Consider the following 25,639-nt stretch of genomic DNA (forward strand, 5'->3'; position numbering starts at 1 on the left):
CGGTTCTCGGTTGTGACGGTCGTCGGCGGTTGGCGTGTGGCCAGGTTCAGCGGACGATGACCTTGTTGATGACTTCGATCAGCCGGTTGGGGTCGAAGGGCTTGACCAACCACCCGGTGGCGCCCGCTGCACGCCCGGCCTGCTTCATCTGGTCGCTGGATTCGGTGGTCAGGATGAGGATGGGCGTCGTCTTGAATTTGGGGTGCTCGCGCAGCTTGCGTGTCAGGCCGATGCCGTCGAGCCGGGGCATGTTCTGGTCGGTGAGCACCAGGTCGAAGTGCTGCTTGTCGGCCTTCTCGAAGGCGTCCACGCCGTCCACTGCTTCCACCACCTTGAAGCCGGCGCCCACCAGGGTGAATGACACCATCTTGCGCATGGAGGCCGAGTCGTCAACAGCGAGTATCGAGTGCATGGGAGTACCTTGTTTCTGGGAAAGGATGGTTGAGATCGGTGTTCAAAACAGTTCGATGGAGCCGGCGTCCATCTCGCTTTGGGTCACGGGGTTGGGGTTTTTGGGCATGTGGGTCACGACGATGCCGACTTCCTCCTCCTCGGGCTCCATGGCCTGATCGGCCAGAATATAAGCGCAACCTTTGAGCACCTTGCCGATGTGGACGAGCAGTTGCGTGGCCATGTCGTGGAACTGCAACTCCGTGACGGCCAGGTGCAGGGCCTGACGGAGCTCGTCGTGGCGGGGGTCGTCGGGCAGTTCGCCAGCCACCTGCATGGCGCGATTGAAACGGTCGAGCAGGTTGACGGTGGCGTGGTCGAGCAGTCCTTCGAGCCGTTTCAGATCGTTCATGGCCACGAGCAGGGAGTCCTGCAGGTCGGCCACGACCGCGACGTCCATCGCCACGGCGGGCTCGTCATCGGTGTGCGACGGAACCGGCTCGACGGTGGTGTATTCCTCGCGTGGCCAGCGGCGCTTGTCTTGTGGATTGGCGGTGGGGTTTTCCATGGGCGGCGCGCAGAGGTCCCGTCAACATTGACACAAGTGTGAATATAAGCCTGAGCCGAAGTCTAGACTAGGCCAATGAGATGACATGACTCAAAATATCGGCAATTTCCGAACGACATTGTCCCTGCCCGCAAGCGCCGCCAGGCGCCTCATGACAGGCCCCATCGATGAACAGGGGGTAGTTTGACAGATTTGAACATCCTTCATCTTGAGGACAATCCCGCAGACCACGAACTGGTGGCCCGTACCTTGGGGCGCAGCGATCTGTCTTGCGCCCTGACGCTGGTCGATACCCTGGAGGACTTCCAGTCCCACATCGAGCAGGGGCGGGTGGACGCCGTGCTGGCAGACTACCACCTGGCCGGGTTTTCGGGCATGGAGGCGTGGGAGTGGTTGCGGCAGGCCCAGCGGGAGTTGCCTTTCATCATTGTGTCGGGCGCCATTGGCGAGGCCACGGTGGCCGATGCGATGGTGCGCGGTGTCAGCGACTATGTGGACAAGAACCGGTTGGCCCGGCTGCCGGCGGTGCTGCAGCGGGCGCTGGATTTCCACGCTTCGCGGCAGGCGCAGGCCGCCGCCCAGGCTGAGTTGGCCGAGTCGCGCCGGCGCCTAGTGGACCTGACCGAGCATTTGCAGGTCAGCATCGACCGCGAGCGCGCCGACATTGCCCGCGAAATCCATGACGACATTGGCGGATCGCTGGCCGCGGCCAAGCTGGATTTGTCGTGGCTGGCCCGGCGCATCGATGAGCCGCAAGCGCAGGGGCACATTCGCGCGGCGCTGGAGATGGTGGAGCACGCGCTGGGGGCCAGCCAGCGCATCATGCGCAATCTGCGGCCTGCGGTGCTGGATCAGGGGCTGATGCCGGCCCTGCAATGGCTGACGCAAACCTTTGCCGAGCGCACGGGGCTGGACGTGCGCCTCAAAGGGCAGGTCTTGGCCCCGGTGCCGCCGCGTCTGTCGATGGTGGTGTACCGCACGGCGCAGGAGGCGCTGACGAATGTGCTCAAGCACGCCCAGGCCAGTCAGGTGTCGCTGGATCTCAGCGATCTGGAAGGGGTGCTGACGCTGGAGGTGTCGGACAATGGCCGGGGCGCGACGGCGCAGGATTTGGCCAAGCTGCAGTCGTTTGGCTTGCTGGGGCTCAAGGAACGCGCCCACGGAGTGGGCGGCTGGCTGGATGTGGTGACGGCGCCAGGACAGGGCATGACCCTGATCCTGTCGCTGCCGTTGGAGGGGCAGAGCGCTCAGGACTGGGAGAACAACGAATGATCAAGGTGGTGTTGTGCGACGACCATGCCGTCGTGCGGCGTGGGGTGCGTGACACGTTGATGGAGGCCACCGACATCCAGGTGGTGGCCGAAGCCGACGGCTACGCGAGCCTGCGCGAGGCCTTGCGACTGCACCGGCCCGACGTGCTGTTGCTGGATGTGGATCTGCCCGGCCGCAGCGGGTTGGAGATTCTTGCCGTCCTGCACGAGGAAGCCTCGCCAGTGCGCACGGTCATGGTGTCGATGTACCCGGAGGACCAGTATGCGATCCGCTGCCTCAAGGCGGGCGCGATGGGCTATCTCAACAAAGGGGGAGACCCGGCCGATCTGCTCCAGGCGGTGCGCACCGTGGCGCAGGGGCGCAAGTTCATCACGCCCCAGATTGCCGAATTGCTGGCCAATCACCTCCATGCCCCCGAAAGCGCGGAGTTGCACGACAGCCTGTCCGAACGCGAACTGCAGACTTTGCGCAAGATTGCTTCGGGCAAGAAGCTGTCTCAGATCGCCGAGGAGCTGATGATCAGCCCCAAGACGGTCAGCGTCTACCGGGCCCGCGTGCTGGAAAAGCTCGGGTTGAGCAACAACGCCGAGCTCACGGTCTACGCCATCCGCAACAAGCTGGTCTGAAACCCCTCAGCCGCCGATGAAGAGGTCGGCGATGACGCGCATGAGCTGCATCACCGGCCTGTCGAGCATGGGCAGCGTGAAGGCAATGCCCAGCAGCCCCACCGACAGGGTGAGCGGGAAACCGATGGCAAAGACGTTCATTTGCGGCGCGATGCGCGAAATGATGCCCATGACCACATTGACGAACAGCAGCAGGCCGATCATCGGCAGCGCGATCCACAGGCCATAGTAGAAAATCACGGCGCCGAGCTGGTGCAGCCGCATGCTGCGCACGGCTTCCAGCATGCTATCGCCCACGGGAAAGGTCTGAAAGCTGGCCGCCACCGCCTGGATGAGCAGCAGGTGGCCGTTCATGACGATGAACAGCAGCATGGCCATGTTGCCGAAGAAACGCCCCACGGTGCTGGCCTGGGAGTTGGTGGTGGGGTCGAAGAAGCCGGCAAAGTTCAAGCCCATCTGCAAGCCGATGATCTCACCGGCCATTTCCATGGCGGCAAAGACGATGCGCACGGCCAGCCCGATGGCCACGCCGATGGAGATTTGCTGAATCACCGCGCCGAGCGCCTCCGAACTGGTCAGAGAGACCATGGGCGGTTCTGGCAGAGCGGGCTGCATGCACACGGCGATGACGAAAGCCAACCCGATCTTGGTGCGCATGGGCACCGAGCGCGAGGAAAAGATGGGCGCGCTGGCAAAGACGGCCAGCACCCGCAGGAAAGGCCAGAAGATGGGCGACAACCACGCCATGATCTGGGCTTCGGTGAAGCTGATCATCGGACCGTCCATGCCCGACGGTCCTTCAGCCGATGTAGCCCGGGATGGACTGGAACAGGCGTTTGATGAAGTCCACCAGCGTCACCAGCATCCAGGGGCCGGCGATGGCAAACACCGCCACCGCGGCGACCAGCTTGGGCACGAAAGACAGCGTGGCTTCGTTGATTTGCGTCAGCGCCTGAAACAGGCTGATGACCAGGCCGACCAGCAGCACCGTGCCTAGCACCGGGGCCGAGACGGCCAGCAGGGTGAACAGGGCGTTTTGCCCGATGGTGAGTACGGCTTGGGCGTCCATGTGGCAGAGAGGCAGGGCTAGGTGCTGAAGCTGGCGGCCAATGAGCCGATCAGCAGGTTCCAGCCGTCGGCCAGCACGAACAGCATGAGCTTGAACGGCAAGGCCACCAGCACGGGTGAAAGCATCATCATGCCCAGCGACATCAGCACGCTGGCCACGATCATGTCGATGATGAGGAACGGGATGAAGATCATGAACCCGATTTGGAAGGCCGTCTTGAGCTCGCTGATGACGAAGGCGGGCACCAGCACGCGCAAAGGCGCGTTTTCGACGGTCACGCCGGCATCGAGCTGGGCCAGCCGGGCAAACAGCTCGAAGTCGGATTGGCGCGTCTGGCGCATCATGAATTCACGCATTGGCGCTTCGCCACGGGCCAGAGCCTCCTCGAAGCTGATGGCGCTTTCGGTGTAGGGCTTGTAGGCGTTTTCGTACACCCTGTCCAGCGTCGGCCCCATGACGAACAGGGTCAGGAACAGCGACAGGCCGACGATCACCTGATTGGGCGGGGCCGACTGCGTGCCCAGGGCCTGGCGCAGCAGCGACAGCACGATGACGATGCGGGTGAACGCCGTCATCATCAACAACACCGCCGGCAGGAATGACAGCGCCGTGAAGAACAGCAGCGTTTGAATGGGCACGGAATAACTGGTGCCGCCCGGGCCTTGGCCAATGACCAGCGGCAGGGTGGCCGGCGGGGTGTTGCCCTGCGCCCAGGCCCACCCCGTGGCGCCCAACAGACAGGCTCCCGCGAGCCAGCGCCACGCGGGATGTCTCCGCGGGCGGCTCATGGGCGTGGCTCCTTCGGGGGGATGGTCGGCAGGGTGGCCGGCTCGGCGGCTGCCTGGGCGGCTTGCCGATAGCCGGCTGGCACGGGCACGGCCTGGGTGTGCAGGGTGTTGACCGACTGCGGCGTGACGCCCAGGGTGAGCTGGACCGGGCCTTGGGGGCCATCGAGCTCCACCACCACGACACGCTGCTGCGGCCCGACCATGAGCTGGGAGACGATGCGCAGTTCGGCTCCTTGGCCGGTGCCGACGGGGGCGGTGCGCTTGCGTATCCATTGCACGCCCCAGGCCAGCAGCCCCATGAGGAGCAGCAGGCCCAACGCGGGCATGAAGGCGGCGAAAGACGGCGTCATCAGTGTCGGCTCAGGCGGCGCAGGCGCTCCGACGGGGTGACGATGTCGGTCAGCCGGATGCCGAATTTTTCATTGACCACCACCACTTCGCCCTGGGCGATCAGGTAGCCGTTGACCAGCACGTCCATGGGCTCGCCCGCCAGCGCGTCGAGCTCCACGATGGACCCTTGGGCCAGTTGCAGGATGTACTTGATGGGCACCTTGGTGCGGCCCAGCTCCACCGACAGGGTGACCGGGATGTCCAGCACCATGCTGATGTCGTTGTTGCCGCTGGGCGCAGGCACTTCGCCGTCGAAGTGGGGCGCGCCTTTGGTGAAGTCGTCGCCCCCGCCGCTGCTGGCGGTTTGCTCCTGCAGGGCTTGCGCCCAGTCATCGGCCAGGGCTTCTTCGTCCACCGTGCCGGTGGGGTTCTCGTTTTCATTTGTCATAGTGCTCTCCATGCCAGACGGCGTCACGCTCCCGCAGCAGGCGCTGCACTTTCAAGGCGTACTTGCCGTTGTGGGTGCCGTATTCAGCCTCGATCACCGGCACGCCATCGACCTTGGCCTGAATCACGCGTTCGCGTTCAAGTTCGATGAAATCGCCCACCTTCATGGCCAGGAGTTGTTCGATGGTGGTGCGGGTGTTGGCCAGTTCGGCGGTGATTTCGACCTCGGCGGACTGGATTTCGTGGCTCAGCAGCCGGACCCAGCGCCGGTCCACCTCCATCGAGTCGCCCTGCGACGTGGAGTACAGGATGTCGCGGATCGGCTCCAGGGTGGAGTAGGGGATGCACAGATGCAGCGAGCCGGTCAGGTCGCCGATTTCCAGCGTGAAGCTGGTGCTCACCACGATCTCGCTGGGCGTGGCGATGTTGGCGAACTGGGGCTGCATTTCCGAGCGCTGATAGACCAGTTCCAGCGGATACACGCCTTTCCAGGCCTTTTTGTACTCCTCCGAGACCACTTCCACCATGCGGTTGATGACGCGCTGTTCGGTGGGGGAGAAGTCACGCCCTTCGATGCGGGTGTGGAATTTGCCGTTGCCGCCAAACAGGCTGTCGATGACGCCGAACAGCAGCGTGGGCTCGCACACGATGAGGCCGCTGCCGCGCAGCGGGCGCACGGCCATGATGTTGAAATTGGTGGGTACCACCAGCTCGCGCAGAAACATGCTGTATTTCTGCACCTGCACCGTGCCGACCGAGATTTCTGGGCTGCGCCGGATGAAGTTGAACAGTCCTACCCGCAGGTTGCGGGCAAAGCGCTCGTTGATGACCTCCATCGTGGGCATGCGCCCGCGCACGATCCGCTCCTGGCTGGAGAGGTCGTAGGTGCGGATGCCGCCGGTTTCGAATTCCTCTTTGGCGAGCTTCTGGCTTTCGCCGGTCACGCCCTCGAGCAGGGCGTCGATCTCGTCCTGGGAGAGAAAGGCTTCGCTCATGGTCGTGGGGTCTCCGTGAGGGGGGAGGGAATCACTGCACGATCAGACTGGAGAACAGCACGGCCTGCACCGGACTTTCGCCACGGATGAGGGGCAGGCCCGCCTCCTCGCGCACGAGTTCGAGAATGTCCTGCGCCAGTTGGTCTTTGCCCTCTGGACGCAGCAATTCTTCGGCGGTACGGCGGGATATCTGTCGCAGGATGCCGTTGCGGATGGCTGGCAGGAACGCTTTGACGCGATCGGCCGTGGCCGCCGTGTCCACCTGCAGGGTGATGCCGACCTGGGCATAGCGTATGGCGCCAGGGTCGGCCAGGTTGATGACCACCGGGTCCAGGGCCATGTACTGCGGTGGCGTACGTGGCCGGGTGTCGCGCGCCGACTGGGAGGTGCGTGGAGCTTCGTCCAGCTCTTCATCGGCGCTGCCCCCTTTGAGCAGCAGGAATGCGGCAGCCCCCCCACCCAAAAGCAACACCAACACCAGCGCGAGGATGATGATGAGCAGTTTCTTGCTTTTCGGTTTGGCGTCGGCGCCAGCGGCGGATTTGTCGGCCATCGGATTTGCCTTCCTGTTCAAACATACCTCTGGATGGGCTTGGGCGGCCCTTCAAGGGGTATTGTGTCATGCCGATTATGGGGTCGCGGCGCGCCGCCTTGAGCCCGATAAAACCGGTCTATGCCCGGTTTTTTCCGGGCTCAGGCATAGACGCTCAGACCGGCGCCCGCCACCTTGGCGATCAGTCCGGGAGGCACAGGCCGAGTTGCTTCCCCTTCCGCGGCGCCGGTTTGAGACGCCGGGCGATGTGAACCTTCCTGGGCAGAGCCCCTGCCATCGCGGCCCTGGCTGCCCACAGAGAAGCCTTCCAGGGCAATGCCTGCTCGCGCCAGCATGTCCGCGAGCACCTCCTGCGCCTGCAGGCGCAGGGTTTCCCGGACTTGAGCGTCGTCGGTGCGGAAGGCCAGGTGGGCTTTGTCGCCTTGCAAGCTCACGTCCACGTCGAGCGCCTGGCGCAAGCCGGCTTCGAGGCGCAGGCTGGCTTTTTTGGCGTTGCCCGCTGCCCACAGGCTGACCTGAGCGCCCAGGTGTTCGAACGCTTCGTCTAGGGCGGGCCCCAGGGCCTCGCCAAGCGCGGCGGCGAAGCTGCGCGGGGTGGCGCCGCTGTCCGGGGCCTGCCGCAGGCTGCCGGTGGCGTCCAGCACCACCCGGCCGCTGTCGCCGCGGGGGCTCTGGCCTTGCCCTTGTTCGCGCGAGTCGCCGCTGCGTTCGGCCCCTCCCTGGCTGCCGAGCGCGCCCAGGTCCAGTTCCTCTGGGCTGCCCAACGCGTCGCTCAGCAGCCCGCCGGCTTGCCCGGTGGTGTTCATGTGCCAGGCGCTGCGCTCGGTGGGCAAGGGCTGGCCCGCGGCTTCCAGGGTGGCTTGAGCCAGTTGGCTCAGCATTTGCGGCGGTGGGGCTTTGGCACGGGCTTTGGCGACGGTGGATACCCACTGACCTGGGGCCCGATCGGCCGCATCGGGCAGGTCCTCGCGGGGCCTGGCGTCCGGGCGGCGGTCGGAAGCGGAGGGCGACAGGGTGGTCAGGCCGTCGTCGGGCAGGGGCAGTGCTTCGGCCGTGGTTTCGGGGGGTAAGTCGTCGGGAAGGGCCTGGCCCGCAGCCCATGCGGCGGTCAGGGCGGCTGCGTCCTGGGGGGCAGTCTCTGCGCCGGCTGATGGCGGCTCGGCCAGGTGGCTGTCGGCCATCAGCAGCAGCGTGGCGAAGAGATCGGCCGGGGTGTCTTCGGGCTTTTGCGGGCCGCGCGGCTGGGCAGTGGATTCGGGCGGACGGGTGGGAGAGACGGCTTCGGCTTTCATGGGGTCGGCCTCCAAGGGGTGTGATGGGCGTGCTGGCGGTGTTGGGCGGCCGCCATCTCGTCATTGAGCTTTTGTTCCGTGCGCTGCTGATGCTGCTGCCAGGCGGCCTGCTGGCGGTGCTGGAATTTTTTGAGGCTGGCGAGTTCGCGTTCGGCTTGCAGCACCGATTGCTCGCAACGTTCGACCTGCTGCGCCAGGCGCTGGAGCACGCCTTGCTGGAACTGCACGGCGTGCTCCAGCTTGGCCATCATGTTCTGGTGGGCATGCAGCAAGGCCACGGGCACGCCGGTGCTGGCGCGCGCGCTCCAGCGTTGCTGGGACTCGACCGTGTAGCCTTGGAGTTGGCTCATTTGCAGCAGGGCGTGTTCTTGCTCGCGGCGTGCCTGGGCGAGCTGCTGCAGCGCTTCGTCGCGCTTGCGTGTGGCCACTTCGATCACGGTCAGCAGGGCGTTGGCGGGCTTCATGCCTGGGCTCCTGCGTGGGCGTTGGCGCGCCGTGCGCCGTCGGGCGTGGCCTCGCCGATGGCTTCGCCCAGCTGCCTGACGCTTTCGTCGAATGGGGCTTGCTCGCGCATGTCTTGCGTGATGAAGCGCTGCAGGGCAGGAAAGCGCTGGATGGCGCGGTCGGTGTCCGGATCGCTGCCAGGCACGTAGGCCCCGAGCTGGATCAGGTCGCGGCTTTTCTGATAGCGCGAATACAGCTGGCGGAAGCGCCGGGCCTGTTCCTGGTGCTGCGGGCTGACCACGTTGTGCATCACCCGCGAGGCAGAGGCTTCCACGTCGATGGCCGGGTAGATGCCCGATTCGGCCATGCCGCGCGACAACACGATGTGTCCGTCCAGGATGGCGCGCGCGGCATCGGCAATGGGGTCTTGCTGGTCGTCGCCTTCGGACAGCACGGTGTAGAAGGCGGTGATGGACCCGTGGCCTTCGGGGCCGTTGCCGCTGCGTTCGACGAGCTGGGGCAGCTTGGCGAAGCAGCTCGGTGGGTAGCCTTTGGTGGCGGGCGGCTCGCCGATGGCCAGGGCGATTTCGCGCTGCGCCATGGCATAGCGCGTCAGCGAATCCATCAGCAGCAACACATGGAGCCCGGCGTCGCGGAAGTGCTCGGCAATGGCTGTGGCGTAGTGGGCGCCCTGCATGCGCAAGAGGGGCGGCGAGTCGGCCGGGGCAGCGACCACGACAGAGCGCTCGCGGCCATCCGGCCCCAGGATGTCGTCGATGAACTCTTTGACTTCGCGCCCACGTTCGCCGATGAGGCCGACCACGATCACATCGGCCTGGGTGTAGCGCGCCATCATCCCGAGCAGCACGCTTTTGCCCACGCCCGAGCCGGCAAACAGGCCCAGGCGTTGCCCGCGACCGACGGTGAGCAGGCCGTTGATGGCCCGCACGCCGGTATCCAGGGGTTCGCGCACTGGGGCCCGGTCCATGGCGTTGATGGGGGTGCGCTCCATCGGCTCGACGTCCACGTCTTGCAAGGGGCCCTGATGGTCCAGCGGATGGCCGTGGGCGTCAATCACCCGGCCGAGCAGTCCCCGGCCCAGGGGCAGGCGCAGCACCCCCCGGTCGTTCGCCGCCAGGGGCTTGGGTTCCTGCCCCAGGCGGGGCCGGGGACGGTAAGGCGCCAGCGGGCGGACCCGGGCGCCGCTGGACAGGCCTTGCACGTCGCCGGCCGGCATGAGGTAAGCGCGCTCGCCATGGAAGCCCACGACTTCGGCCAGCACCGCGGTGTCGGGGTCGTCGGGCATGTCGATCACGCATTGGGAACCGACCGGTGCCTTGACGCCTTCGGCCTCCAGCACCAGGCCTGCCAGGCGGATCAGTCGGCCGCTGGTTTCCAGCGGGGTATGCTGGCTGGCCGCCTGACGAGCCACCGTCAGGAACTGTTGCCAGCGCAGCAAGGTGGTGGTCTCAGACATCGGCGTCCTCCCCAGGTTGCCAAGGGGCTTCCAGGCCCAGATTGGCCACCGCGCGGGCCCAGCGTTTTTCCACGCGGGCATCGACGGCGCCTTGGGCGTGTTCGACGACGCAGCCGCCCCGGGCGATGTGGTTGTCGGGCTGGATCTGTATGCGCAGGGTCGAGCCGGGCTCCCAGTCGGCTTGGTGCAGCAGGGCCGCGTCTTCCGGATGCAAGCGCAGGGTGATGGGGCGGCCGTCGTCGATGGCCAGGGACAGGGCTTCCTGCACCACGGCGCGCAGCGGGTCCATCGACAGGGTCAATTCCCGGCGCACCACCTGGCGGGCGATGTCGCAGGCCAGTTCGAGCAGTTGGTCGGCCAGTTCGTGTTCCAGCCGGTCGAAATGCTGCTGGGCCTGGTTGACCACCTGGGCGACGCGGTCGGCCAGTTCGCGGCTTTGCCGCTGGAATTGTTTTTCCAAGGTGTCGCGGGCCTCCTGGGCGCCGGCTTGGCGGCCTTGCTCGAAGCCTTCGGCGTAGGCTTGCTGGCGGATGTCTTCCACCGCCTCGGGCGGCAGGCTGGCAGGCGCCGGCGCTTCCTCGGCGGGGCCGGGGGCTTCGGTCGCGCCTTCGCCCACCGGCTGGAACACCCAGGCTTCCACCGCCTGCACCTCCTCGCTGGGGATGAAGCGGTGATAGTGCGTGGTGCGGCTAGACGAAGGCATCGTCTCCGCCTCCACCCAGAACGATCTGGCCTTCGTCGGCCAGGCGGCGCACGACCTTCAGGATGTCTTTTTGCTGCGCTTCCACTTCGGACAAGCGCACCGGGCCGCGCGATTCGAGGTCTTCCCGCAGGGCCTCGGCGGCCCGGCTGGACATGTTGTTGAGGATTTTTTCCTTGAGCTCGCTGCTGGCGCCTTTGAGCGCGATGACCAGGGCGTCGGAGGCGACTTCCTTGAGCACCATCTGGATGGCTTTGTTGTCCAGCTTGAGCAGGTCCTCGAAGGTGAACATCTTGTCCATGATTTTCTGGGCCAGGTCCGGGTCTTGTTCGCGGATGGAGTCCACCACGGTAGCTTCCAGGCTGCTGCCCAGCAGGTTGATGATTTCCGCGGCGGTCTTGACGCCGCCGAGCGAGCTCTTGCGGATCTTGTCGCCGCCGGCCAACACCTGGTAGAGCGCCTCGTTCAAGTCCTTGAGCGCCGTGGGCTGGATGCCTTCGAGCGTGGCGATGCGCAGCATCACCTCGTTGCGGGTGCGTTCGGTGAACTGCTTGAGGATGTTGGCGGCATGGTCCTGGTCCAGATGCACCAGGATGGCGGCCAGGATCTGGGGGTGCTCGTTGCGCAGCAGTTCGGCCACCGAGACGGGATCCATCCACTTCAGGCTCTCGATGCCCGAGACGTCACCCCCTTGCAGGATGCGGTCGATCAGTAAAGCGGCCTTGTCATCGCCCAGCGCACGCTTGAGCACGGCGCGGACGTAGTTGTCGGTGTCGGAGACGAGCAGGCTTTGCGAGGCGGCCTCGCGGGTGAATTTGTCGATGACCTCATCGACCTTTTCTTTGGAGACGGTGCGCAGCCGGGCGATGGTTTCGCCCAGGCGCTGTACCTCCTTGGGCGAGAAGTGCTTGAACACCTCGGCCGCCTCTTCCTCGCCGAGTGACATGAGGAAGATGGCGGCGTCTTGCAGTCCGTCGTCCGTGTCAGCCATGTCAAGTCCCTCCGGGCATCATCAAGTGGCCGTGGCGGATTCGCCCGACATCCAGCCGCGCACGATGTTGGCCACCGCCACCGGATTTTCGCGCGCCAGGCGTCGGGCGTCTTCCAGCCGCAGGGCTTCGGCCGTGGCTTCGCTCTGCAGCGGCGAGGGCAGCCCTGGGCGCTGGGTCTCGTTGTCCACCACGGTGTCGAGTTGCACGCCCGTGGTGCGGGAGGCTTCTTCGGCGGCGTCGTCACTGCGCGTGGCCGGGCTGGACATCATCTTCAGCGCCGGGCGCACCATGCCCAGGAACAGGATGAGGCCCAGCAGCAGCATGCCCAGTGGCCAGGCCATGCTGCGCGCGAGTTCCACCGTGTCGGGCTGTTTCCACCAGGCCACCTCGACGGTGTCGGGCTCGGTGCGGGTGAAGGCCGCATTGAGCACGTTGACCGAGTCGCCGCGCTGGGCGTTGAAGCCGATGGCCTCGCGCACCAGGGCATTGATCTGTTCCATGGTCTCTGGCGGCAACGGGGCCGAGACGGTCTGGCCGCGCCGGTCGGTGGACTCGACGTGATTGAGCACCACGGCGGCGCTGAGGCGGCGGATGTTGCCGGTGGAGCCGCGGGTGACGGAGACGGTGCGATCCACTTCGTAGTTGATGACCTGTTCGCGCCGGCGGTTGGCATCGCCAGCGCCACCCACGTTGTTGCCCGGCACGATGCCCAGCGGCGCGGCTTCGGCGTTGATGGGGGCTCCCGGTGGGCCAGGCGGCAGGTTGGCCACCGCGCCGGGCACGCCCGCGGGGGCTTGATCGGCCGCGCTGCCCGCCTCGATGATCTGCGTGCTGCGCACCGCGGCCTCGTTGTTGCCTTGGTTGGGGCGGTGCTGCTCGCTGGTTTGCTCGGTCAGGGAAAAGTCTACGTCGGCCGTGACCTGGGCGCGGACGTTGTGGCGGCCCACCACCGGCTCCAGCAGATCCAGAATGCGCTGGGTGTACATCTGCTCCAGCATGCGGGTGTATTCGAGCTGCTTGGAATCGACCACGTCGTTTTGCGGCGTGTGGGTCTGGGACAGCAGGTTGCCGTGCTGGTCCACCACGCTCACGGCCGAGGGCTGCATCTCGGGCACGCTGCTGGCCACCAGATGCACGATGCCGGCGATCTGGGTGCGATCCAGGGTGCGGCCGGGGAACAGCGTCACCAGCACGCTGGCCGATGGCTTTTGCTGCTCGCGGAAAAAACCGTTCTGGTTGGGCAACGCCAAGTGCACGCGCGCTTCGGCCACCGAGTTCAGCGAGGTGATGGAGCGGGTGAGCTCGCCTTCGAGGCCGCGTTGGAAGGTCAGCCGCTCCTGGAACTGCGTCATGCCCAGGCGGCTGTTGTCCATCAGCTCGAAGCCCGTGATGGTGCCGCGAGGCAAGCCCTGCGAGGCCAGGCGCAGCCGCGTGTCATGGACCCGGTTGGCCGGCACCAGGATGGCGTTGCCACCGTCCGCATGCCGGTAAGGTATGTTCATCTGCGACAGCTGGGCCACCACCGCGCCGGCGTCTTTGTCCGACAGGTTGGCATAGAGCACCCGGTAGTCGGGCCGGTTGGCCAGGTAGAAGGCGGCGGCCAGCAAGCCGATCATGGCCAGCACGCCCAGCCCCAGCATGACTTTGCGCGGGGTGTCCAGGCGATTGAAGCCCTGCACCAGCGGGTTGGGCGCTTTGTCGGGCAGCGTGGCGTCGATTTCGGCAACGGCAGTGTTCATGGGGCTTGGGCAGCGGCTAGAACGGAATCGTTCGCCGATTATCAAAGCCTACCTGGAAAACTAAAGCAGGAAAAGGTGTCGAGGGGCCTGCTTATTCGGGGTTAAGTTTCGTCGAGCGCCGCTCTAGCATTCCGCCATCGAGATTCGTTGGCTTGGAGGACGATGCCATGGACCTGCGCCTGACCCCCTTGACTTCCGTGAGCACGGCGGCGCTCAAACCGGCCGTCGGTACCGCTGCCAAGCTCGGGGGGGCGGGCCTGACCCCGCCCGCAGGCACAGCGCGTGTGACTGGCGGGGGCTTTGGCGAAGCTTTCAAGACGGCCTTGCAGAATGTGAGCGCCGCGCAGAACCACGCCAGCCAGTTGCAGACCGAGTTCCAGATGGGCAACCCCAATGTCAGTCTGGAACAGACGATGCTGTCGATGCAAAAAGCCCAGATCGGGTTTCAGGCGGCGCTGCACGTGCGCAACCGCATGATGCAGGCCTACACCGATGTGATGAACATGCAGGTCTGAGTCGCGCGGGCCGTGGGCTCAATGCAGACGCATCGGGTGAAGCGGCTGCTGCACTTCGCCCAATTCATCGATCCAGGGTTCGACCAGCTCGCGAATCTGCGCATCATGGCGCAGAATGGTCATCATGATGCGGTGCTTTTCGGCGCGCTCTTGCGCCGTCAGTTCCAGGCCGGCGCTGCGCTCGCGCAGCTGCTCGATGAGCACCGCGCAGGCGCCTTCGAGGCGCACCACTTCGTCCCAGTCTTCCACGCGGGCAGCGGCCACCATTTGCTCGCTCGTGGCTTCGATGGCCTTGTAGTAGTCGATGAGGTTGATCGTCATGGCGCAGGCTTTCAATGCTTGCCCTGTGTATCGGCCGAGTATGCGCCATCTTGACCCCTGCGTGAAGGGGCCAGCCAGGATTCGACCCTCACCCAGCCGGGTTCGGCCAGGCGCCGGATCTCGGCGTCCAGACGCAACAGGGCTTTGAGCGCCTCCAGCCGGGCGCGTCGCTGGGCGGGGGGGAGGTCGTGGATGCGCGGGCTGCGTTGGCGCAGGGCTTGCACCTGCCGCTGCGCCACACCTTCGAGGCGCCTCACCTCGGTCCAGTCGCCCAGCCGGGCAGCGGCCAGCATCTGCGTGCCGGTGTGCGCCAGGGCTTGCTCGGTGGATGGGGGCAGGGGCGTCATGGGGGGCTGGGTGTCGTTCGATGTCATTGACCGTTTTATCGGCTTCTTGCCGACGAAACTTGACCGCGCCGATGCCGGGAATAGCCGGGTGGGCGGCCCGGTGTTGCGGCTTTTGTGGGCTTACCGGCGGTCAGCCGATGGGCTGGCCGATGCCCAGCGCTGCCGCCACAGCGCCACCCAGGTGGCCAGGGCCTGGCCGGGTGAAGTGGCCTGCGCCGGCAGCCCCAACACTTGGGCGGCCTGATTGAGCGCGCGCAGCGGGTCAGACACGTCCAGCGCCGCGGCCCCGTTTTGCTTGGAGAGTTTTTCGCCGTTGGCGCCCAGCACCAACGGGGTGTGCAGGTATTGCGGGGTCGGCAAGCCCAGCGCCTGCTGCAGCACGATCTGGCGCGCGGTGTTGTCGGCCAGGTCCTCGCCGCGCACCACATGGGTGATGCCCTGCCAGGCGTCGTCCACCACCACCGCGAGTTGGTAGGCCCACAGTCCATCGGCGCGGCGCAGCACAAAGTCGCCCACCTCGCGCTCGACCGCTTGCCGTTGCGGGCCCAGTCGGCGGTCGATCCAGGGCAGTGGGGCAGGCAGGTGCCGGGCGGCTTGCACCCTGCCCACATGCAAGCGCCAGGCCCGTGCCGGGCGGCCTTGCAAGCCACCGTGCTCGGGGCGACAGGTGCCTGGGTACACGCGCTCGGCATGCCGGGCATGCGTCACCCCGCGGGCAGCCCAGGCCCTATCGATGTCTTTGCGGGTGCAGACGCAGGGGTAAGCCCACCCGGCCTCGATCAACCCTTCCAGGGCTTGCGCGTAGGCCGCAGCGCGATCCGACTGCCAGACCACGGGCTCGTCCGGGTGCAACCCACAGGCAGCCAGCTGTTGCAGGATGAGGGCGTCGGCGCCGGGGATGCAGCGAGGGGCGTCCACGTCTTCCAGGCGCACCAGCCACCGGCCGCCGTGGGCGCGAGCATCGAGCCAACTGGCTAGCGCCGCCACCAGCGAGCCGGCGTGCAGCGGCCCCGTGGGCGATGGCGCGAAACGACCGCGGTAGCCCATCGAGGTAGGCGTCATCCGGCCATGGCCAGGGCCAGTTCCAGCCCAGAGATGAATGCGTCCTCCACCCGGTGGCCGAGGCACCAGTCGCCGCACAGGGCCAGGCCCAGCCGGGCGTCGAGCAGGAAGGGCTGGCCCAGCGGGTGTTGCGTCTGGGCGTAGCGCCAGCGGTGTACCTCCGCATGCGCTGGGGTGGCGCGGATGCCGGTGATTTCGGCGAAACCTTTGAGCAGTTTGGCCTTGATGCGCTCGGGATCGTCCTCCAGGTGCTCCGCCGACCAGGATGGGCTGGCCTGCACCGTCCAGCGCTCGATGGCGGCGCGACCGGGCTTGCTGGGCTCGCGGGCCACCCAGCGGATGCGGTGGTGGTCGCTGCTGGCGGCATGCCAGCGCGGACCGAAGGCTTCGAGCCCGGGCTGCATGGCTTGGGGAAAGGCCACCATCAGCGTCCAGCAAGGGGCCACGTCCACTTTCCGCAGGGCATCCACCCAGGCGGGCGCCAAGGCGCTGGCGCTGAGCAGGGCCTCCGCCTGAGGGTGGGGAATGGCCAGCACCACGTGGTCAAAACCGCCGAGCACGGGGTGTCCGCCATCCGCGCTTTGTAGGCGCAATTGCCATTGCCGGGCGTGCAGCGCGTCGGGCTCGATCCGGGTGACCAGAGATTCCAGCACCACAGCGCCATCGAGGGTGCCATCGGCCAGCGGTTGCGCCCAGTGTTTGACCAGGGCATTCATGCCGGGTACGGCCACCCATCGCGTGTCGCGTGGCACGGGGCCGCTGCTCATCACTTGACCCAGGGCGTCGAGCACGCGCACGGTGTTGACTTTCCAGGGGGCGATCAGATCCGGATACAAGCGCAGCACCCGCTCGAAGCGCGGGTCGCGCACGGTGAAAAACTGGGCGCCATGGTCAAACCCGCCAAAGTCGCTGCGCCGTGTGGCCATGCGACCGCCTGCGCCCCGGCTTTTTTCGATCAGCGTGACGCGGTGGCCTGCTTGTATCAGGGTCCGCGCGCAGGTCACGCCTGCCATGCCAGCGCCCACCACAGCCGTGTGGGGGACGCTGGGTTTCAGGGGAGTGCGAGGGGAGGGTGAGGGCATGTCCAGTTCTCCGTGCGTCGGCCCAGTGTAGCCGGTGACGCAGCACCTGGGGCCAGGCTCAAGCGTGATGGTGCAGCAAGGCGGCCCGGGTGGTGGGGTGGGCCAGCCGGTTTAGCCACCACTGCATGGCTTTGCCCGGTGCTTGCAGACCCGGGGTGGCCGGGGCAGCGCGCCGGCTGGCGCCGACCGGCGCGCGCCAGGCATAACCGGGGCGGTAGATGCGCGGGGGCAGGGTGGTGGGCTTGTGGATGAGCTTGCCGGCATCCAGCAGGGGCTGCACCAGGGGGCGGGGCAGCGCGCCGCAGCCCAGGCCGCGCCGCTGGGCCAGGAGTTTTTCCTCCATGGTGCCGACCGTCAGCACGTCCTGGCCTGGCAGCAGGCCAAAGCTCATGCCCGGACCGCGTTGGGTGCTGTCGGCCACGGCCACCACCCGGTGGGGCTGAATGTCTGCCGGCGTCAGTGGCTCTGGCACGCTGGCCAGCGGATGGTGGGGCGCCACCACGAACACAAACTCCACCTCGCCCAAGGCCTCACTGCGGGTGTCCGACGGCAAGGTCTGGTCGAGGAATACGCCCAATGCCAGATCGGCCTGTCCGGTCAGCAGGGCTTCCAGCGTGCCCGAGAGAGTTTCGGTGCGCAACCGCAGCCGGGTCGGGGCTTGCGTGGCGTAAAAATCCTCAAACAGCTCAAAGAGCGTGGTGCGTGAGATCACGGCATCGGCGGCGATGGTGAACTGGGCCTCCCAGCCCGTGGCGATGCGACGCACCCGTTGCGCCACGGCGTCGAGTTCGAGCAGCAGGTGCTCGCCGGCACGCAGCAGCTCGGCCCCAGCGGGGGTGAGCTGGGCCCGGCGCGCGCGGCGGTCGAACAGCAGCACGTTCAGCGCTTCCTCGATCTGCCGCACGCGGTAGGTCAGCGCGCTGGGCACCAGCCCCAGCGCCCGGGCTGCGGCGGCCATGCTGCCAGCGCGCGCCACCGTGTCGATGAGGTGGAGGTTTTCCGGGGTCAGGGCATGGCGGGCGTGAGGCATGGCGCAAGTTTCGAGCAAACTTTTTGAATGATGCCAGCGAAAGCCTCTATTGACCAGCACAAGCCGGTGGCCCTGTGGCGCCCAAGGGCCGGCGCTTGCGCTATCTTTGCAGGTGTTTCTGAGGAGAATCACGCATGCCTGACATCGTCGTCGTTTATCACTCTGGCTATGGGCACACCCAGCGCATGGCCCAAGCCGTGGCCGATGGAGCCGGCGCGGAACTGCTGCCCATCGATGCCGAGGGCCACCTGCCCGAAGGCGGCTGGGAGCGGCTGGCCGCGGCCGACGCCATCATTTTTGGATCGCCCACCTACATGGGCAGTGTGAGTTGGCAGTTCAAAAAATTTGCCGATGCCTCCAGCAAAGCCTGGTATGCCCAGGCCTGGAAGGACAAGGTGGCGGCCGGTTTCACCAACAGCGCCGGCATGAATGGCGACAAGCTGGCGACTTTGCAGACCCTGTTCACCTTGGCCATGCAGCACGGCATGATCTGGGTCAGCCAAGGGCTGATGCCCAGCAACACGAAGGCGGCCCTGCGCAATGACGTGAATTACCTCGGCGCATACAGCGGGGCCATGGCGCAGAGCCCGGCCGACGCCGGGGCGCAGGACATGCTGCCCGGGGATCTGGAAACCGCTCGGCTGTTTGGCCAGCGGGTGGCCCAAGTCACCGCCCGGTTCCGCCAGGCATGAGGCGCCCGCTCCACCCATGACCATCCTGAGCCTGCTTCCCTGGACCGACTGGCTGGCCCTGCTGACCTTTCTGGGGCTGTGGGTGGGCTACGCCTGGTTTGCCAAGGCATGGGGCCGCAAGCGCCCCTCGCTGCTGGCCACCACCAACCGGTATCGCCGCCACTGGATGATGCAGGCGAGCCAGCGCGACCCGCGCATGCTCGACGGCATCATCACCCAGAGCCTGTCGCAGACGCCTTCCTTTTTTTCGTCCACGGCCATCCTGATCGTGGGGGGCTTGTTCGCGGTGTTGGGCACCACCGAGAAAGCCACCGAGCTCATGAGCGAGATTCCTTTTGCCCAAGCCACCTCGCTCATCGTTTTCGAGTTCAAGGTGCTGGTGCTCGTCGCCATTTTTGTGTATGCGTTCTTCCGCTTTTCCTGGTGCATGCGGCAGTACACTTTCCTGGCGCTGGTCATTGGCGCCATGCCACCGCCAGAGGACTTCGACAGCGGCAAGTTCGACCGCACGGCCTATGTGGACCGCGCCGCTGCCATGGTGGGGGCGGCCGCCGAAAGCTTCAACGACGGATTGCGGGCGTATTATTTTTCGTTCGCGGCGCTGGCCTGGTTCATTTCGCCGCTGGCCATGGTGCTGGCCACCGGACTGGTGGTGCTGATTCTGTACAGCCGCGAATTCCGCTCCGAAGTGCTGGCCATCCTCAAGGATTGACGCCGGTGCGGCTGCCTACAATGGCGCCATGTTCGTACACCTGCGCCTGCATACCGAGTTTTCCGTCGTCGATGGCACCACCCGCGTGGACGAAGCCGTCGAGGCGGCCGCCGGGTTCGGCCAGCCGGCGCTGGCCATCACCGACCTGAACAACCTTTTTGGCGCCATCAAGTTCTACAAAGCCGCCCGTAGCGCCGGCGTCAAGCCCATTCTGGGGGCGGATGTGGTGGTGCAGGGGCTGGGTGGCGAGCCGGCGCCTGGTGCCTCCACCGCCCAGCATAGCCTGCCGCGCCTGTTGCTGCTGGTGCAAAACCACCAGGGTTATTTGAACCTGTGCGAACTGCTGGCCCGCGGCTGGACGCGCAACGTGGTGCGTGAGCAGGCCGCGCTGCGCTGGGAATGGCTGCAGGAACTGGGCGAAGGGCTGATCGTGCTCTCGGGCGCTCATGCCGGCCCCGTTGGGCAGGCCCTGCTGGCGGGCGATGAGGCCCGCGCGGCCGAATGGGCGTTGTTGCTGGCCGCGGCCTTCCCCCACCGCTTCTATGTGGAAATCCAGCGCGCGGGCCGCCCGGATGACGAGCGCCACCTCATGGCCGCCGTGCCACTGGCCGCGCGGTTGGGCCTGCCGGTGGTGGCCACCCACCCGATCCAGTTCCTGGCCGCCGACGACTACGAGGCCCACGAGGCACGGGTCTGCATCGCCGAAGGCGAAATCCTGGGCAACAGCCGCCGCGTGCGCCGCTTCACCCGTGAGCAGTACTTCAAGTCCAGCGACGAGATGGCGGCCCTGTTTGCCGATGTGCCCAGCGCTTTGGCCAACACGGTGGAAATCGCCAAGCGCTGCAACCTCACGCTGACCCTGGGCAAGCCGCGGCTGCCCGATTTCCCCATTCCCCCCGTCAACGGACAGGTGATGTCGGTGGAGGACTACTTCCGCCACGTCTCGCACGAGGGCCTGGAGGCGCGGCTGCGCCACCTGTATCCGGATGAGGCCGAGCGCGAGCGGCAACGCCCGCGCTATGTGGAGCGCCTGGAGTTCGAGCTCAACACCATCCTGAAGATGGGGTTCCCGGGCTACTTCCTCATCGTGTCGGACTTCATCAAGTGGGCCAAGGAAAACGGCTGTCCGGTGGGGCCGGGCCGGGGGTCTGGTGCCGGCTCACTGGTGGCCTACGCGCTGCTCATCACCGACTTGGACCCGCTGCGCTACAACCTGCTGTTCGAGCGCTTCCTCAACCCGGAGCGGGTGTCCATGCCCGACTTCGACATCGACTTCTGCCAGACCAATCGCGACCGCGTCATCGAGTACGTCAAGCACAAATACGGCAAGGACGCGGTCAGCCAGATCGCCACCTTCGGCACCATGGCCGCGCGCGCGGCCATCCGCGACGTGGGCCGCGTGCTCGACTTCGCCTACGGCTTCTGCGACGGCATCTCCAAGCTCATCCCCAACAAGCCGGGCATGAGCGTGACGCTGCAGTATCCGCCCGACCCGCCCAAGCCCGGCGACAAGAACAACTACGCCATCGCCATGGAGCCGCTGCTGGCCGAGCGCATCCAGAAAGAGGAGGAGGTGCGCCAGCTCATCGAACTGGCCCAAAAGCTCGAAGGCATGACACGCAACATCGGCATGCATGCCGGGGGCGTGCTGATCGCGCCGGGCAAGCTCACCGACTTCTGCCCGCTCTACCAGCAGCCGGGCAGCGATTCGGCCGTCAGCCAGTACGACAAGGACGACGTGGAAGCGGTCGGCCTGGTCAAATTCGACTTTCTCGGGCTGGCCACGCTCACCATTCTGGAACTGGCCAAGGCATTCATCCTGCAACGCCACCCTGACCAACAAGGCTTCGCGTTCGAGAACATTCCGCTGGACGACAAAGCCACCTACCGGCTGTTCCAAGAGGGGCGCACCGAGGCGGTGTTCCAATTCGAAAGCCGGGGCATGCAAGGCATGCTCCGCGACGCCAAGCCCAGCCGTCTGGAAGATCTCATCGCGCTCAACGCCCTGTACCGCCCGGGGCCGATGGACCTGATTCCCAGCTTCGTGGCCCGCAAGCACGGGCGCGAGGAGGTGGTCTATCCCCATCCTCTGCTGGAGCCCGTGCTGGCCGAGACCTACGGCATCATGGTCTATCAGGAGCAGGTGATGCAGTCGGCGCAAATCCTGGGGGGTTATTCGCTGGGCGGCGCCGACCTGCTGCGCCGCGCCATGGGCAAGAAAAAACCCGAAGAGATGGCCGAGCACCGGATCATCTTCCGAAAGGGCGCGGCCGAAAAGGGCATCAGCGAGGCCAAAGCCGACGAGGTCTTTGACCTGATGGAGAAATTCGCCGGCTACGGTTTCAACAAGTCGCACGCGGCCGCCTATTCGTTGCTGGCCTACCACACGGCTTGGCTCAAGGTCCATTTCACGGCGGAGTTCTTCTGCGCCAACATGACCATCGAAATGGACGACACCGACAAGCTCAAGGTGTTGTTCGAAGATGCGCTCAAATTCGGCATCACCTTCGAGCCGCCCGACATCAACCGCGGCACCTACCGCTTCGAGCCGGTCAGCGACACTGTCATCCGCTACGGGTTGGGGGCCGTCAAAGGCACGGGGCAGCAAGCCATCGAAGCCATCGTGGCCGCCCGCGAGGGCAAGGGCGTGGGGCCGGCCGGCGACACGGTGGGGCCGTTCAAGAGCCTGTTCGACTTTTGCAACCGGGTCGATCGCAGCCGCCTGAACAAGCGCACGGTCGAGGCGCTCATCAAGGCGGGGGCCTTCGATTCGCTGGAGCGCAACCGCGCGGCCTTGCTGGCTTCGGTGGAGCGGGCGTTCGAATACGCCAACGCGCAGCAAGCCAATGCGCAGCAGGGCGGGCTGTTTGACATGTTCGGGGCCGACGGCCACGGCGCCAGCACCCAGGAGCCCGAACTGGTCGATGCCCTGCCCTGGGGGGTGAAGGAACGGCTGGCCCACGAAAAAACCGCCATCGGCTTCTACCTCAGCGGCCACCTGTTCGATGAGGTGGAACGCGAAGTCCGGCGCTTTGCCCGCACGCCCCTGGCCGACGTGGTGGACAGCCGCGACCCTTTCGTCGTGGCCGGCATCGTCACCGATCTGCGCATCATCAACGGCCAGCGCGGCAAAGTGGCCATCTTCAAGCTCGACGACAAGACCGCCACGTTGGAGGCCACGGCCGATGAGGGGCTCATCCAGGCCCACAAGCACTTGCTCAAGGACGACGAGCTCGTCATTGCCCAGGTGCTGGCCCAGCCGGATCGTTTCTCGGGGGGCTTGCGCCTGAAGGTGCAGCAGCTCTGGGACTTGGGCGCTGCGCGGTGCCGCTTTGGCAAATACCTCAAGGTCACGGTCAACGGGCAGGCGCTCGATGTGGCCGCCTTGGTGCGCGAATTCCCGCCCCGGCGCGAGATGAGCGAACAAGGCGAGCTGGTGCGCGGCCTGCCGGTGCGGCTGCTGGTGCTGCGCGAGCAAGCGCGCTGCGAATTGCAGCTCGACGACCGTTCGCTGTTTTTCCCCAGCGACGCGGCCTTGGCCGCCTGGGCGGCCCAAGCGCACGAGCGGCAGGCCGAGGTGGTGTTTGACTGAAGTGGCGCCGGTGCCGCGGGCGCGGCTCAATCCTGCGGCCTGAACCCCAGGATCAGGGTCGAGGGCACGCGGCCGTTTTCGTCCAGCGGCAGCCGGCCGGTGCGCTCGATGGCGCGCAGCACCGCCTGATCCCAGCTGGGGTGGCCGCTGGACTGGCGCAGCCGCGCGCTGACGATGGTGCCGTCGGGCAAGGCGCGCAGCTCCACTTCGGCGCGCGGGTTGCCGGGAATCAGGTCGGTGAACACGATGTTGGGCCGAATGGTGGCCACCAGCCGTCCTGCATAGCTGGCCGAAGGGCCGGCCGATTGCAGGGCCGTGCCGGGGGATGACGGCGCGCCCGTGGCCTGGGCTTGCCCCATCATGCGCTCGAGGTTGCGTTGCCGCTCGGCTTCGAGCTGCGCCTGCTGTTCGCGCTCACGGCGCTCGCGCTCGGCCCGCTCTCGGGCCTGCTGGGCGCGAAGCTCCTCTTGGCGCCGCCGTTCGGCCGCTTCTCGCTCAGCCTGGCGTCGCGCCTCCTCGGCGCGGCGCTGCTCCGCCAGGCGGCGTTGCTCTTCTTGCCGGCGCTGTTCTTCCTGACGGCGCAGCTCCTCCTGGCGGCGCCGTTCGGCCTGCTGCTGCTCCAGGCGTCGCTGCTCTTCCTGTCGCGCTTGTTCCTGCGCCCGCTGCACGGCAATGTCGGCCTCGCTCGGCGCAGGCCGGGGCGGCGGTGGCGGCGGGGCAGGGCGTGGCGGTTCGGGGGCCGGTGGGGTGGGGCGGGGAGGCTCCGGCGCTGGCGGGGGGGGCGGGGGTTCGACCGCCCGAGGGGCCGCCACCTGGGGCAGACGCGCCCAGAGCTCCGCTTCCAGCACGGCTTCGGTGTCGCGCTGCCAGGCCACGCCCCAGGCCAGCGCCAGCAGCAGCAAGCCATGCACGCCCAGGGCCAGCGTCAACGGCCCGCCCCAGCGCCCGGTGGTTGGCGGGGTGAGCGCATCGCGGTCGTTGGAGGCCTGCATGTCCCGACTCCCTGCCTGGTTTCAGCGGGCCTGCTGGACCGACAACCCCACGCGCGGGATGCCGGCGCGTTGCAAAGCGTCCATCGCCTTGATCACCTCGTCGTATTTCACGTTGCGGTCGGCGGTGATGATGACCGGATCCACCGCCTGCCCTTCCGGCGCGGGGCCTTGCAGCTCACGCACCCGCGCCACCAAATCGCGGGCCGCGACCTCGGTGCCCTGGCCGCTGGCGCTGCCTTCCTTGACGCGCAGCCGCCCTTCGGCGTCGATGAGCACCTGCACGAAGCGGTCGGGCTGGCGCGAGGCTTGCCCCACCGTGGGCAATTCGATCTGGCTGGGCGCGATCAGCGGTGCGGTCACCATGAAAATGATCAACAGCACCAGCATCACGTCGATGAAGGGCACCATGTTGATCTCGCTCTTGGTGCGGCGCCCTTTTCCTCGGGAAGCAACGGCGGGCATGGCGGGGCATCCTCCTGGGCGTCAGTGCGCGTGCGGCGCGCTGGCTGCGGCTGCGTTGTTGGCCACGTTGCGGTGCAGGATGTTGGAGAACTCGTCCATGAAGCTCTCCATGCGGTTGGCCGCGCGGTCGATGTCGTGCGTGAAGCGGTTGTAGGCCACCACCGCCGGGATGGCGGCGAACAGGCTGATGGCCGTGGCCACCAAGGCTTCGGCGATGCCAGGGGCCACCGTGGCCAGCGTCACCTGGGTCAGCGCGGCCAACCCGGTGAAGGCGTGCATGATGCCCCAAACCGTGCCAAACAGCCCCACATAGGGCGACACCGATCCCACCGACCCCAGGAAAGACAGGTGGGATTCGAGCGCGTCGATTTCGCGCTGATAGCTGGCTCGCATGGCCCGCTGAGCGCCTTCGACCAGCGCATCGGGTTGCGTCACGCGCCGGTCGCGCAGTTTGTGGAATTCACGCATCCCACTGGCAAAGATGCGCTCCGTGGGGCTGCCCTCGCGGGCGTTACGCAGGGCGGCCTGATACAGGTCGTTGAGGTTGGTGCCAGACCAGAAGTCTTTTTCGAATTCCTCGGTCAGCCAGCGCACCCGCTTGAGGGTGAAGAGCTTGCGGAAAATCACCGCCCAGCTCAGGATGGAGACGGTGATGAGCAGCAGCACCACGGCCTGCACCACCCAGGTCGCGTCCAGCATGAGCTGGATGACAGAAAAATCGTGAGTCATAGATGGGTCAACACGTCGATGATCGAAGACGGGATGCGCCCGGGGCGCATCTGTGTGGCGTCCACCCAGCCGATGCGGATCGTGCCTTCGCACAGCAGGGCATCCGGCTGGCCGTCCCGCATTCGCCAGGCCTCCTGCTGCAGTGTCATGGAAGCCCGTCCAAGTTCCGTCAGGCGGGCACTGACCTGTAACACATCGTCAAGCCGCGCCGGGCGGTGGTAGCGCAGCTCGGTGCCGCTGACCACGAACATGCCGCCGGTGTCCTCCCGCAGCCGCTGTTGCTCCACCCCGAGGTGGCGCAGCCACTCGGTGCGGGCGCGCTCGAAGAATTTGAGGTAGTTGGCGTAGAACACGATGCCGCCGGCATCGGTGTCCTCCCAGTACACCCTCACGGGCCAGGTGAATACGCTCACGGCCGGTC

Annotated in this window: 30 protein-coding genes; 6 read left to right on the forward strand and 24 right to left on the reverse strand. The window is 66.5% G+C overall.

The genetic code is table 11. The features are described from left to right. Window positions 1-46: 46 nt before the first annotated feature. Entirely contained in the window at window positions 47-412 is a 366-nt protein-coding gene (locus tag DFR43_RS10315; protein ID WP_133598351.1) for a response regulator, read from the reverse strand. Window positions 413-454: 42 nt separating this feature from the next. Continuing rightward, complete coding sequence (locus DFR43_RS10320) at window positions 455-850, reverse strand: hypothetical protein (RefSeq protein WP_133598430.1); 396 nt, start codon at window positions 848-850, stop codon at window positions 455-457. Between the two features lie 300 nt (window positions 851-1,150). Between DFR43_RS10320 and DFR43_RS10325 the strand changes: the two genes are divergently transcribed. Both DFR43_RS10325 and DFR43_RS10330 read left to right on the forward strand, forming a co-directional pair. Then, window positions 1,151-2,230 (forward strand): ATP-binding response regulator, encoded by a 1,080-nt coding sequence (locus DFR43_RS10325; RefSeq protein WP_342776099.1) that lies wholly within the window; start codon window positions 1,151-1,153, stop codon window positions 2,228-2,230. Further along, window positions 2,227-2,856, forward strand: coding sequence for a response regulator (locus DFR43_RS10330; RefSeq protein ID WP_133598355.1), 630 nt, complete (start codon window positions 2,227-2,229; stop codon window positions 2,854-2,856). The genes DFR43_RS10325 and DFR43_RS10330 overlap by 4 nt, the downstream gene beginning before the upstream one ends. 6 nt (window positions 2,857-2,862) lie before the next feature. Here DFR43_RS10330 and fliR read toward each other — a convergent pair whose 3' ends face one another. From fliR to fliF, 13 genes are all read right to left on the reverse strand, one after another. Then, window positions 2,863-3,630 carry a flagellar biosynthetic protein FliR gene (gene fliR / locus DFR43_RS10335; RefSeq protein WP_133598432.1) on the reverse strand — a complete coding sequence of 256 codons (768 nt, stop codon included), beginning with the start codon at window positions 3,628-3,630 and terminating at the stop codon, window positions 2,863-2,865. 25 nt (window positions 3,631-3,655) lie between these two features. Beyond that, window positions 3,656-3,925 carry a flagellar biosynthesis protein FliQ gene (gene fliQ, locus DFR43_RS10340; protein WP_133598357.1) on the reverse strand — a complete coding sequence of 90 codons (270 nt, stop codon included), beginning with the start codon at window positions 3,923-3,925 and terminating at the stop codon, window positions 3,656-3,658. Window positions 3,926-3,942: 17 nt separating this feature from the next. Then, on the reverse strand, window positions 3,943-4,713 hold the full coding sequence (gene fliP, locus DFR43_RS10345; RefSeq protein WP_133598359.1) for a flagellar type III secretion system pore protein FliP: 771 nt from the start codon (window positions 4,711-4,713) through the stop codon (window positions 3,943-3,945). Next, a complete protein-coding gene (locus DFR43_RS10350) occupies window positions 4,710-5,063 on the reverse strand; it encodes a FliO/MopB family protein (RefSeq protein ID WP_133598361.1) in 354 nt (117 codons plus the stop codon). The genes fliP and DFR43_RS10350 overlap by 4 nt, the downstream gene beginning before the upstream one ends. Further along, window positions 5,063-5,491 (reverse strand): flagellar motor switch protein FliN, encoded by a 429-nt coding sequence (fliN, locus tag DFR43_RS10355; RefSeq protein ID WP_133598363.1) that lies wholly within the window; start codon window positions 5,489-5,491, stop codon window positions 5,063-5,065. The genes DFR43_RS10350 and fliN overlap by 1 nt, the downstream gene beginning before the upstream one ends. Further along, window positions 5,481-6,485 carry a flagellar motor switch protein FliM gene (fliM, locus tag DFR43_RS10360; protein ID WP_133598365.1) on the reverse strand — a complete coding sequence of 335 codons (1,005 nt, stop codon included), beginning with the start codon at window positions 6,483-6,485 and terminating at the stop codon, window positions 5,481-5,483. The genes fliN and fliM overlap by 11 nt, the downstream gene beginning before the upstream one ends. 31 nt (window positions 6,486-6,516) lie before the next feature. Continuing rightward, entirely contained in the window at window positions 6,517-7,038 is a 522-nt protein-coding gene (locus tag DFR43_RS10365) for a flagellar basal body-associated FliL family protein (RefSeq protein ID WP_133598367.1), read from the reverse strand. 140 nt (window positions 7,039-7,178) lie between these two features. Beyond that, complete coding sequence (locus DFR43_RS10370; RefSeq protein ID WP_133598369.1) at window positions 7,179-8,330, reverse strand: flagellar hook-length control protein FliK; 1,152 nt, start codon at window positions 8,328-8,330, stop codon at window positions 7,179-7,181. Continuing rightward, window positions 8,327-8,794 (reverse strand): flagellar export protein FliJ, encoded by a 468-nt coding sequence (gene fliJ, locus DFR43_RS10375; RefSeq protein WP_133598371.1) that lies wholly within the window; start codon window positions 8,792-8,794, stop codon window positions 8,327-8,329. Before fliJ ends, DFR43_RS10370 begins: the two co-directional genes overlap by 4 nt. Then, window positions 8,791-10,251: a flagellar protein export ATPase FliI gene (fliI, locus tag DFR43_RS10380; protein ID WP_133598373.1), complete on the reverse strand. Its 1,461-nt coding sequence runs from the start codon at window positions 10,249-10,251 to the stop codon at window positions 8,791-8,793. Before fliI ends, fliJ begins: the two co-directional genes overlap by 4 nt. After that, a complete protein-coding gene (locus DFR43_RS10385) occupies window positions 10,244-10,954 on the reverse strand; it encodes a FliH/SctL family protein (RefSeq protein ID WP_133598375.1) in 711 nt (236 codons plus the stop codon). Before DFR43_RS10385 ends, fliI begins: the two co-directional genes overlap by 8 nt. Then, window positions 10,941-11,942, reverse strand: a complete 1,002-nt coding sequence (gene fliG / locus DFR43_RS10390; RefSeq protein WP_133598377.1) for a flagellar motor switch protein FliG — start codon at window positions 11,940-11,942, stop codon at window positions 10,941-10,943. Before fliG ends, DFR43_RS10385 begins: the two co-directional genes overlap by 14 nt. 21 nt (window positions 11,943-11,963) lie before the next feature. Beyond that, window positions 11,964-13,682: a flagellar basal-body MS-ring/collar protein FliF gene (fliF, locus tag DFR43_RS10395; RefSeq protein ID WP_133598379.1), complete on the reverse strand. Its 1,719-nt coding sequence runs from the start codon at window positions 13,680-13,682 to the stop codon at window positions 11,964-11,966. A 167-nt stretch (window positions 13,683-13,849) separates the two neighbouring features. Here fliF and fliE point away from each other — a divergent pair, with 167 nt between their 5' ends. Next, window positions 13,850-14,197, forward strand: coding sequence for a flagellar hook-basal body complex protein FliE (gene fliE, locus DFR43_RS10400; RefSeq protein WP_133598381.1), 348 nt, complete (start codon window positions 13,850-13,852; stop codon window positions 14,195-14,197). A gap of 18 nt (window positions 14,198-14,215) precedes the next feature. Here the strand turns inward: fliE and DFR43_RS10405 are convergent, their stop codons facing one another. The 5 genes from DFR43_RS10405 to DFR43_RS10425 form a co-directional block, all read right to left on the reverse strand. Continuing rightward, window positions 14,216-14,518, reverse strand: coding sequence for a flagellar protein FliT (locus DFR43_RS10405; protein ID WP_133598383.1), 303 nt, complete (start codon window positions 14,516-14,518; stop codon window positions 14,216-14,218). Window positions 14,519-14,529: 11 nt separating this feature from the next. Further along, entirely contained in the window at window positions 14,530-14,865 is a 336-nt protein-coding gene (locus DFR43_RS10410) for a flagellar protein FliT (protein ID WP_164499731.1), read from the reverse strand. Between the two features lie 120 nt (window positions 14,866-14,985). Next, on the reverse strand, window positions 14,986-15,927 hold the full coding sequence (gluQRS, locus tag DFR43_RS10415) for a tRNA glutamyl-Q(34) synthetase GluQRS (RefSeq protein ID WP_245988902.1): 942 nt from the start codon (window positions 15,925-15,927) through the stop codon (window positions 14,986-14,988). Next, on the reverse strand, window positions 15,924-17,009 hold the full coding sequence (locus DFR43_RS10420) for an NAD(P)/FAD-dependent oxidoreductase (protein WP_133598387.1): 1,086 nt from the start codon (window positions 17,007-17,009) through the stop codon (window positions 15,924-15,926). Before DFR43_RS10420 ends, gluQRS begins: the two co-directional genes overlap by 4 nt. A 58-nt stretch (window positions 17,010-17,067) precedes the next feature. Continuing rightward, a complete protein-coding gene (locus DFR43_RS10425; protein ID WP_133598389.1) occupies window positions 17,068-18,039 on the reverse strand; it encodes a LysR family transcriptional regulator in 972 nt (323 codons plus the stop codon). 134 nt (window positions 18,040-18,173) lie between these two features. Here DFR43_RS10425 and DFR43_RS10430 point away from each other — a divergent pair, with 134 nt between their 5' ends. The 3 genes from DFR43_RS10430 to dnaE are packed head-to-tail and all read left to right on the forward strand — an operon-like array spanning window position 18,174 to window position 23,035. Further along, a complete protein-coding gene (locus DFR43_RS10430) occupies window positions 18,174-18,731 on the forward strand; it encodes a flavodoxin family protein (RefSeq protein ID WP_133598391.1) in 558 nt (185 codons plus the stop codon). Between the two features lie 16 nt (window positions 18,732-18,747). Next, window positions 18,748-19,443: a DUF599 domain-containing protein gene (locus DFR43_RS10435; protein ID WP_133598393.1), complete on the forward strand. Its 696-nt coding sequence runs from the start codon at window positions 18,748-18,750 to the stop codon at window positions 19,441-19,443. A gap of 28 nt (window positions 19,444-19,471) precedes the next feature. After that, complete coding sequence (dnaE, locus tag DFR43_RS10440; RefSeq protein WP_133598395.1) at window positions 19,472-23,035, forward strand: DNA polymerase III subunit alpha; 3,564 nt, start codon at window positions 19,472-19,474, stop codon at window positions 23,033-23,035. A gap of 26 nt (window positions 23,036-23,061) precedes the next feature. On the opposite strand, the gene tolA is transcribed toward dnaE, so the two are convergent. The 4 genes from tolA to ybgC are packed head-to-tail and all read right to left on the reverse strand — an operon-like array spanning window position 23,062 to window position 25,631. Continuing rightward, entirely contained in the window at window positions 23,062-24,027 is a 966-nt protein-coding gene (gene tolA / locus DFR43_RS10445; RefSeq protein WP_133598397.1) for a cell envelope integrity protein TolA, read from the reverse strand. Between the two features lie 21 nt (window positions 24,028-24,048). Further along, window positions 24,049-24,489 carry an ExbD/TolR family protein gene (locus tag DFR43_RS10450; protein WP_133598399.1) on the reverse strand — a complete coding sequence of 147 codons (441 nt, stop codon included), beginning with the start codon at window positions 24,487-24,489 and terminating at the stop codon, window positions 24,049-24,051. Between the two features lie 21 nt (window positions 24,490-24,510). Further along, window positions 24,511-25,218 (reverse strand): protein TolQ, encoded by a 708-nt coding sequence (tolQ, locus tag DFR43_RS10455; protein ID WP_133598402.1) that lies wholly within the window; start codon window positions 25,216-25,218, stop codon window positions 24,511-24,513. After that, window positions 25,215-25,631 (reverse strand): tol-pal system-associated acyl-CoA thioesterase, encoded by a 417-nt coding sequence (gene ybgC / locus DFR43_RS10460; RefSeq protein WP_133598404.1) that lies wholly within the window; start codon window positions 25,629-25,631, stop codon window positions 25,215-25,217. Before ybgC ends, tolQ begins: the two co-directional genes overlap by 4 nt. Window positions 25,632-25,639 lie beyond the last annotated feature (8 nt).

It is taken from the genome of Tepidicella xavieri (assembly GCF_004363315.1).
In the GTDB taxonomy this organism is placed as follows: Bacteria; Pseudomonadota; Gammaproteobacteria; order Burkholderiales; family Burkholderiaceae_C; genus Tepidicella; species Tepidicella xavieri.

What these genes read in the sequence shown, in the direction of transcription:
- DFR43_RS10420 (WP_133598387.1), bottom strand. Translation starts at nt 17,009, where the DNA reads ATGCCCTCACCCTCCCCTCGCACTCCCCTGAAACCCAGCGTCCCCCAC.
- dnaE (WP_133598395.1), top strand. Translation starts at nt 19,472, where the DNA reads ATGTTCGTACACCTGCGCCTGCATACCGAGTTTTCCGTCGTCGATGGC.
- fliF (WP_133598379.1), bottom strand. Translation starts at nt 13,682, where the DNA reads ATGAACACTGCCGTTGCCGAAATCGACGCCACGCTGCCCGACAAAGCG.
- fliP (WP_133598359.1), bottom strand. Translation starts at nt 4,713, where the DNA reads ATGAGCCGCCCGCGGAGACATCCCGCGTGGCGCTGGCTCGCGGGAGCC.
- gluQRS (WP_245988902.1), bottom strand. Translation starts at nt 15,927, where the DNA reads ATGACGCCTACCTCGATGGGCTACCGCGGTCGTTTCGCGCCATCGCCC.
- DFR43_RS10450 (WP_133598399.1), bottom strand. Translation starts at nt 24,489, where the DNA reads ATGCCCGCCGTTGCTTCCCGAGGAAAAGGGCGCCGCACCAAGAGCGAG.
- DFR43_RS10330 (WP_133598355.1), top strand. Translation starts at nt 2,227, where the DNA reads ATGATCAAGGTGGTGTTGTGCGACGACCATGCCGTCGTGCGGCGTGGG.
- fliJ (WP_133598371.1), bottom strand. Translation starts at nt 8,794, where the DNA reads ATGAAGCCCGCCAACGCCCTGCTGACCGTGATCGAAGTGGCCACACGC.
- DFR43_RS10385 (WP_133598375.1), bottom strand. Translation starts at nt 10,954, where the DNA reads ATGCCTTCGTCTAGCCGCACCACGCACTATCACCGCTTCATCCCCAGC.
- DFR43_RS10320 (WP_133598430.1), bottom strand. Translation starts at nt 850, where the DNA reads ATGGACGTCGCGGTCGTGGCCGACCTGCAGGACTCCCTGCTCGTGGCC.
- DFR43_RS10315 (WP_133598351.1), bottom strand. Translation starts at nt 412, where the DNA reads ATGCACTCGATACTCGCTGTTGACGACTCGGCCTCCATGCGCAAGATG.
- fliM (WP_133598365.1), bottom strand. Translation starts at nt 6,485, where the DNA reads ATGAGCGAAGCCTTTCTCTCCCAGGACGAGATCGACGCCCTGCTCGAG.
- DFR43_RS10350 (WP_133598361.1), bottom strand. Translation starts at nt 5,063, where the DNA reads ATGACGCCGTCTTTCGCCGCCTTCATGCCCGCGTTGGGCCTGCTGCTC.
- DFR43_RS10405 (WP_133598383.1), bottom strand. Translation starts at nt 14,518, where the DNA reads ATGACGATCAACCTCATCGACTACTACAAGGCCATCGAAGCCACGAGC.
- fliR (WP_133598432.1), bottom strand. Translation starts at nt 3,630, where the DNA reads ATGATCAGCTTCACCGAAGCCCAGATCATGGCGTGGTTGTCGCCCATC.
- fliE (WP_133598381.1), top strand. Translation starts at nt 13,850, where the DNA reads ATGGACCTGCGCCTGACCCCCTTGACTTCCGTGAGCACGGCGGCGCTC.
- DFR43_RS10370 (WP_133598369.1), bottom strand. Translation starts at nt 8,330, where the DNA reads ATGAAAGCCGAAGCCGTCTCTCCCACCCGTCCGCCCGAATCCACTGCC.
- fliQ (WP_133598357.1), bottom strand. Translation starts at nt 3,925, where the DNA reads ATGGACGCCCAAGCCGTACTCACCATCGGGCAAAACGCCCTGTTCACC.
- fliG (WP_133598377.1), bottom strand. Translation starts at nt 11,942, where the DNA reads ATGGCTGACACGGACGACGGACTGCAAGACGCCGCCATCTTCCTCATG.
- fliI (WP_133598373.1), bottom strand. Translation starts at nt 10,251, where the DNA reads ATGTCTGAGACCACCACCTTGCTGCGCTGGCAACAGTTCCTGACGGTG.
- DFR43_RS10365 (WP_133598367.1), bottom strand. Translation starts at nt 7,038, where the DNA reads ATGGCCGACAAATCCGCCGCTGGCGCCGACGCCAAACCGAAAAGCAAG.
- DFR43_RS10425 (WP_133598389.1), bottom strand. Translation starts at nt 18,039, where the DNA reads ATGCCTCACGCCCGCCATGCCCTGACCCCGGAAAACCTCCACCTCATC.
- tolQ (WP_133598402.1), bottom strand. Translation starts at nt 25,218, where the DNA reads ATGACTCACGATTTTTCTGTCATCCAGCTCATGCTGGACGCGACCTGG.
- DFR43_RS10430 (WP_133598391.1), top strand. Translation starts at nt 18,174, where the DNA reads ATGCCTGACATCGTCGTCGTTTATCACTCTGGCTATGGGCACACCCAG.
- fliN (WP_133598363.1), bottom strand. Translation starts at nt 5,491, where the DNA reads ATGACAAATGAAAACGAGAACCCCACCGGCACGGTGGACGAAGAAGCC.
- DFR43_RS10410 (WP_164499731.1), bottom strand. Translation starts at nt 14,865, where the DNA reads ATGACGCCCCTGCCCCCATCCACCGAGCAAGCCCTGGCGCACACCGGC.
- tolA (WP_133598397.1), bottom strand. Translation starts at nt 24,027, where the DNA reads ATGCAGGCCTCCAACGACCGCGATGCGCTCACCCCGCCAACCACCGGG.
- DFR43_RS10435 (WP_133598393.1), top strand. Translation starts at nt 18,748, where the DNA reads ATGACCATCCTGAGCCTGCTTCCCTGGACCGACTGGCTGGCCCTGCTG.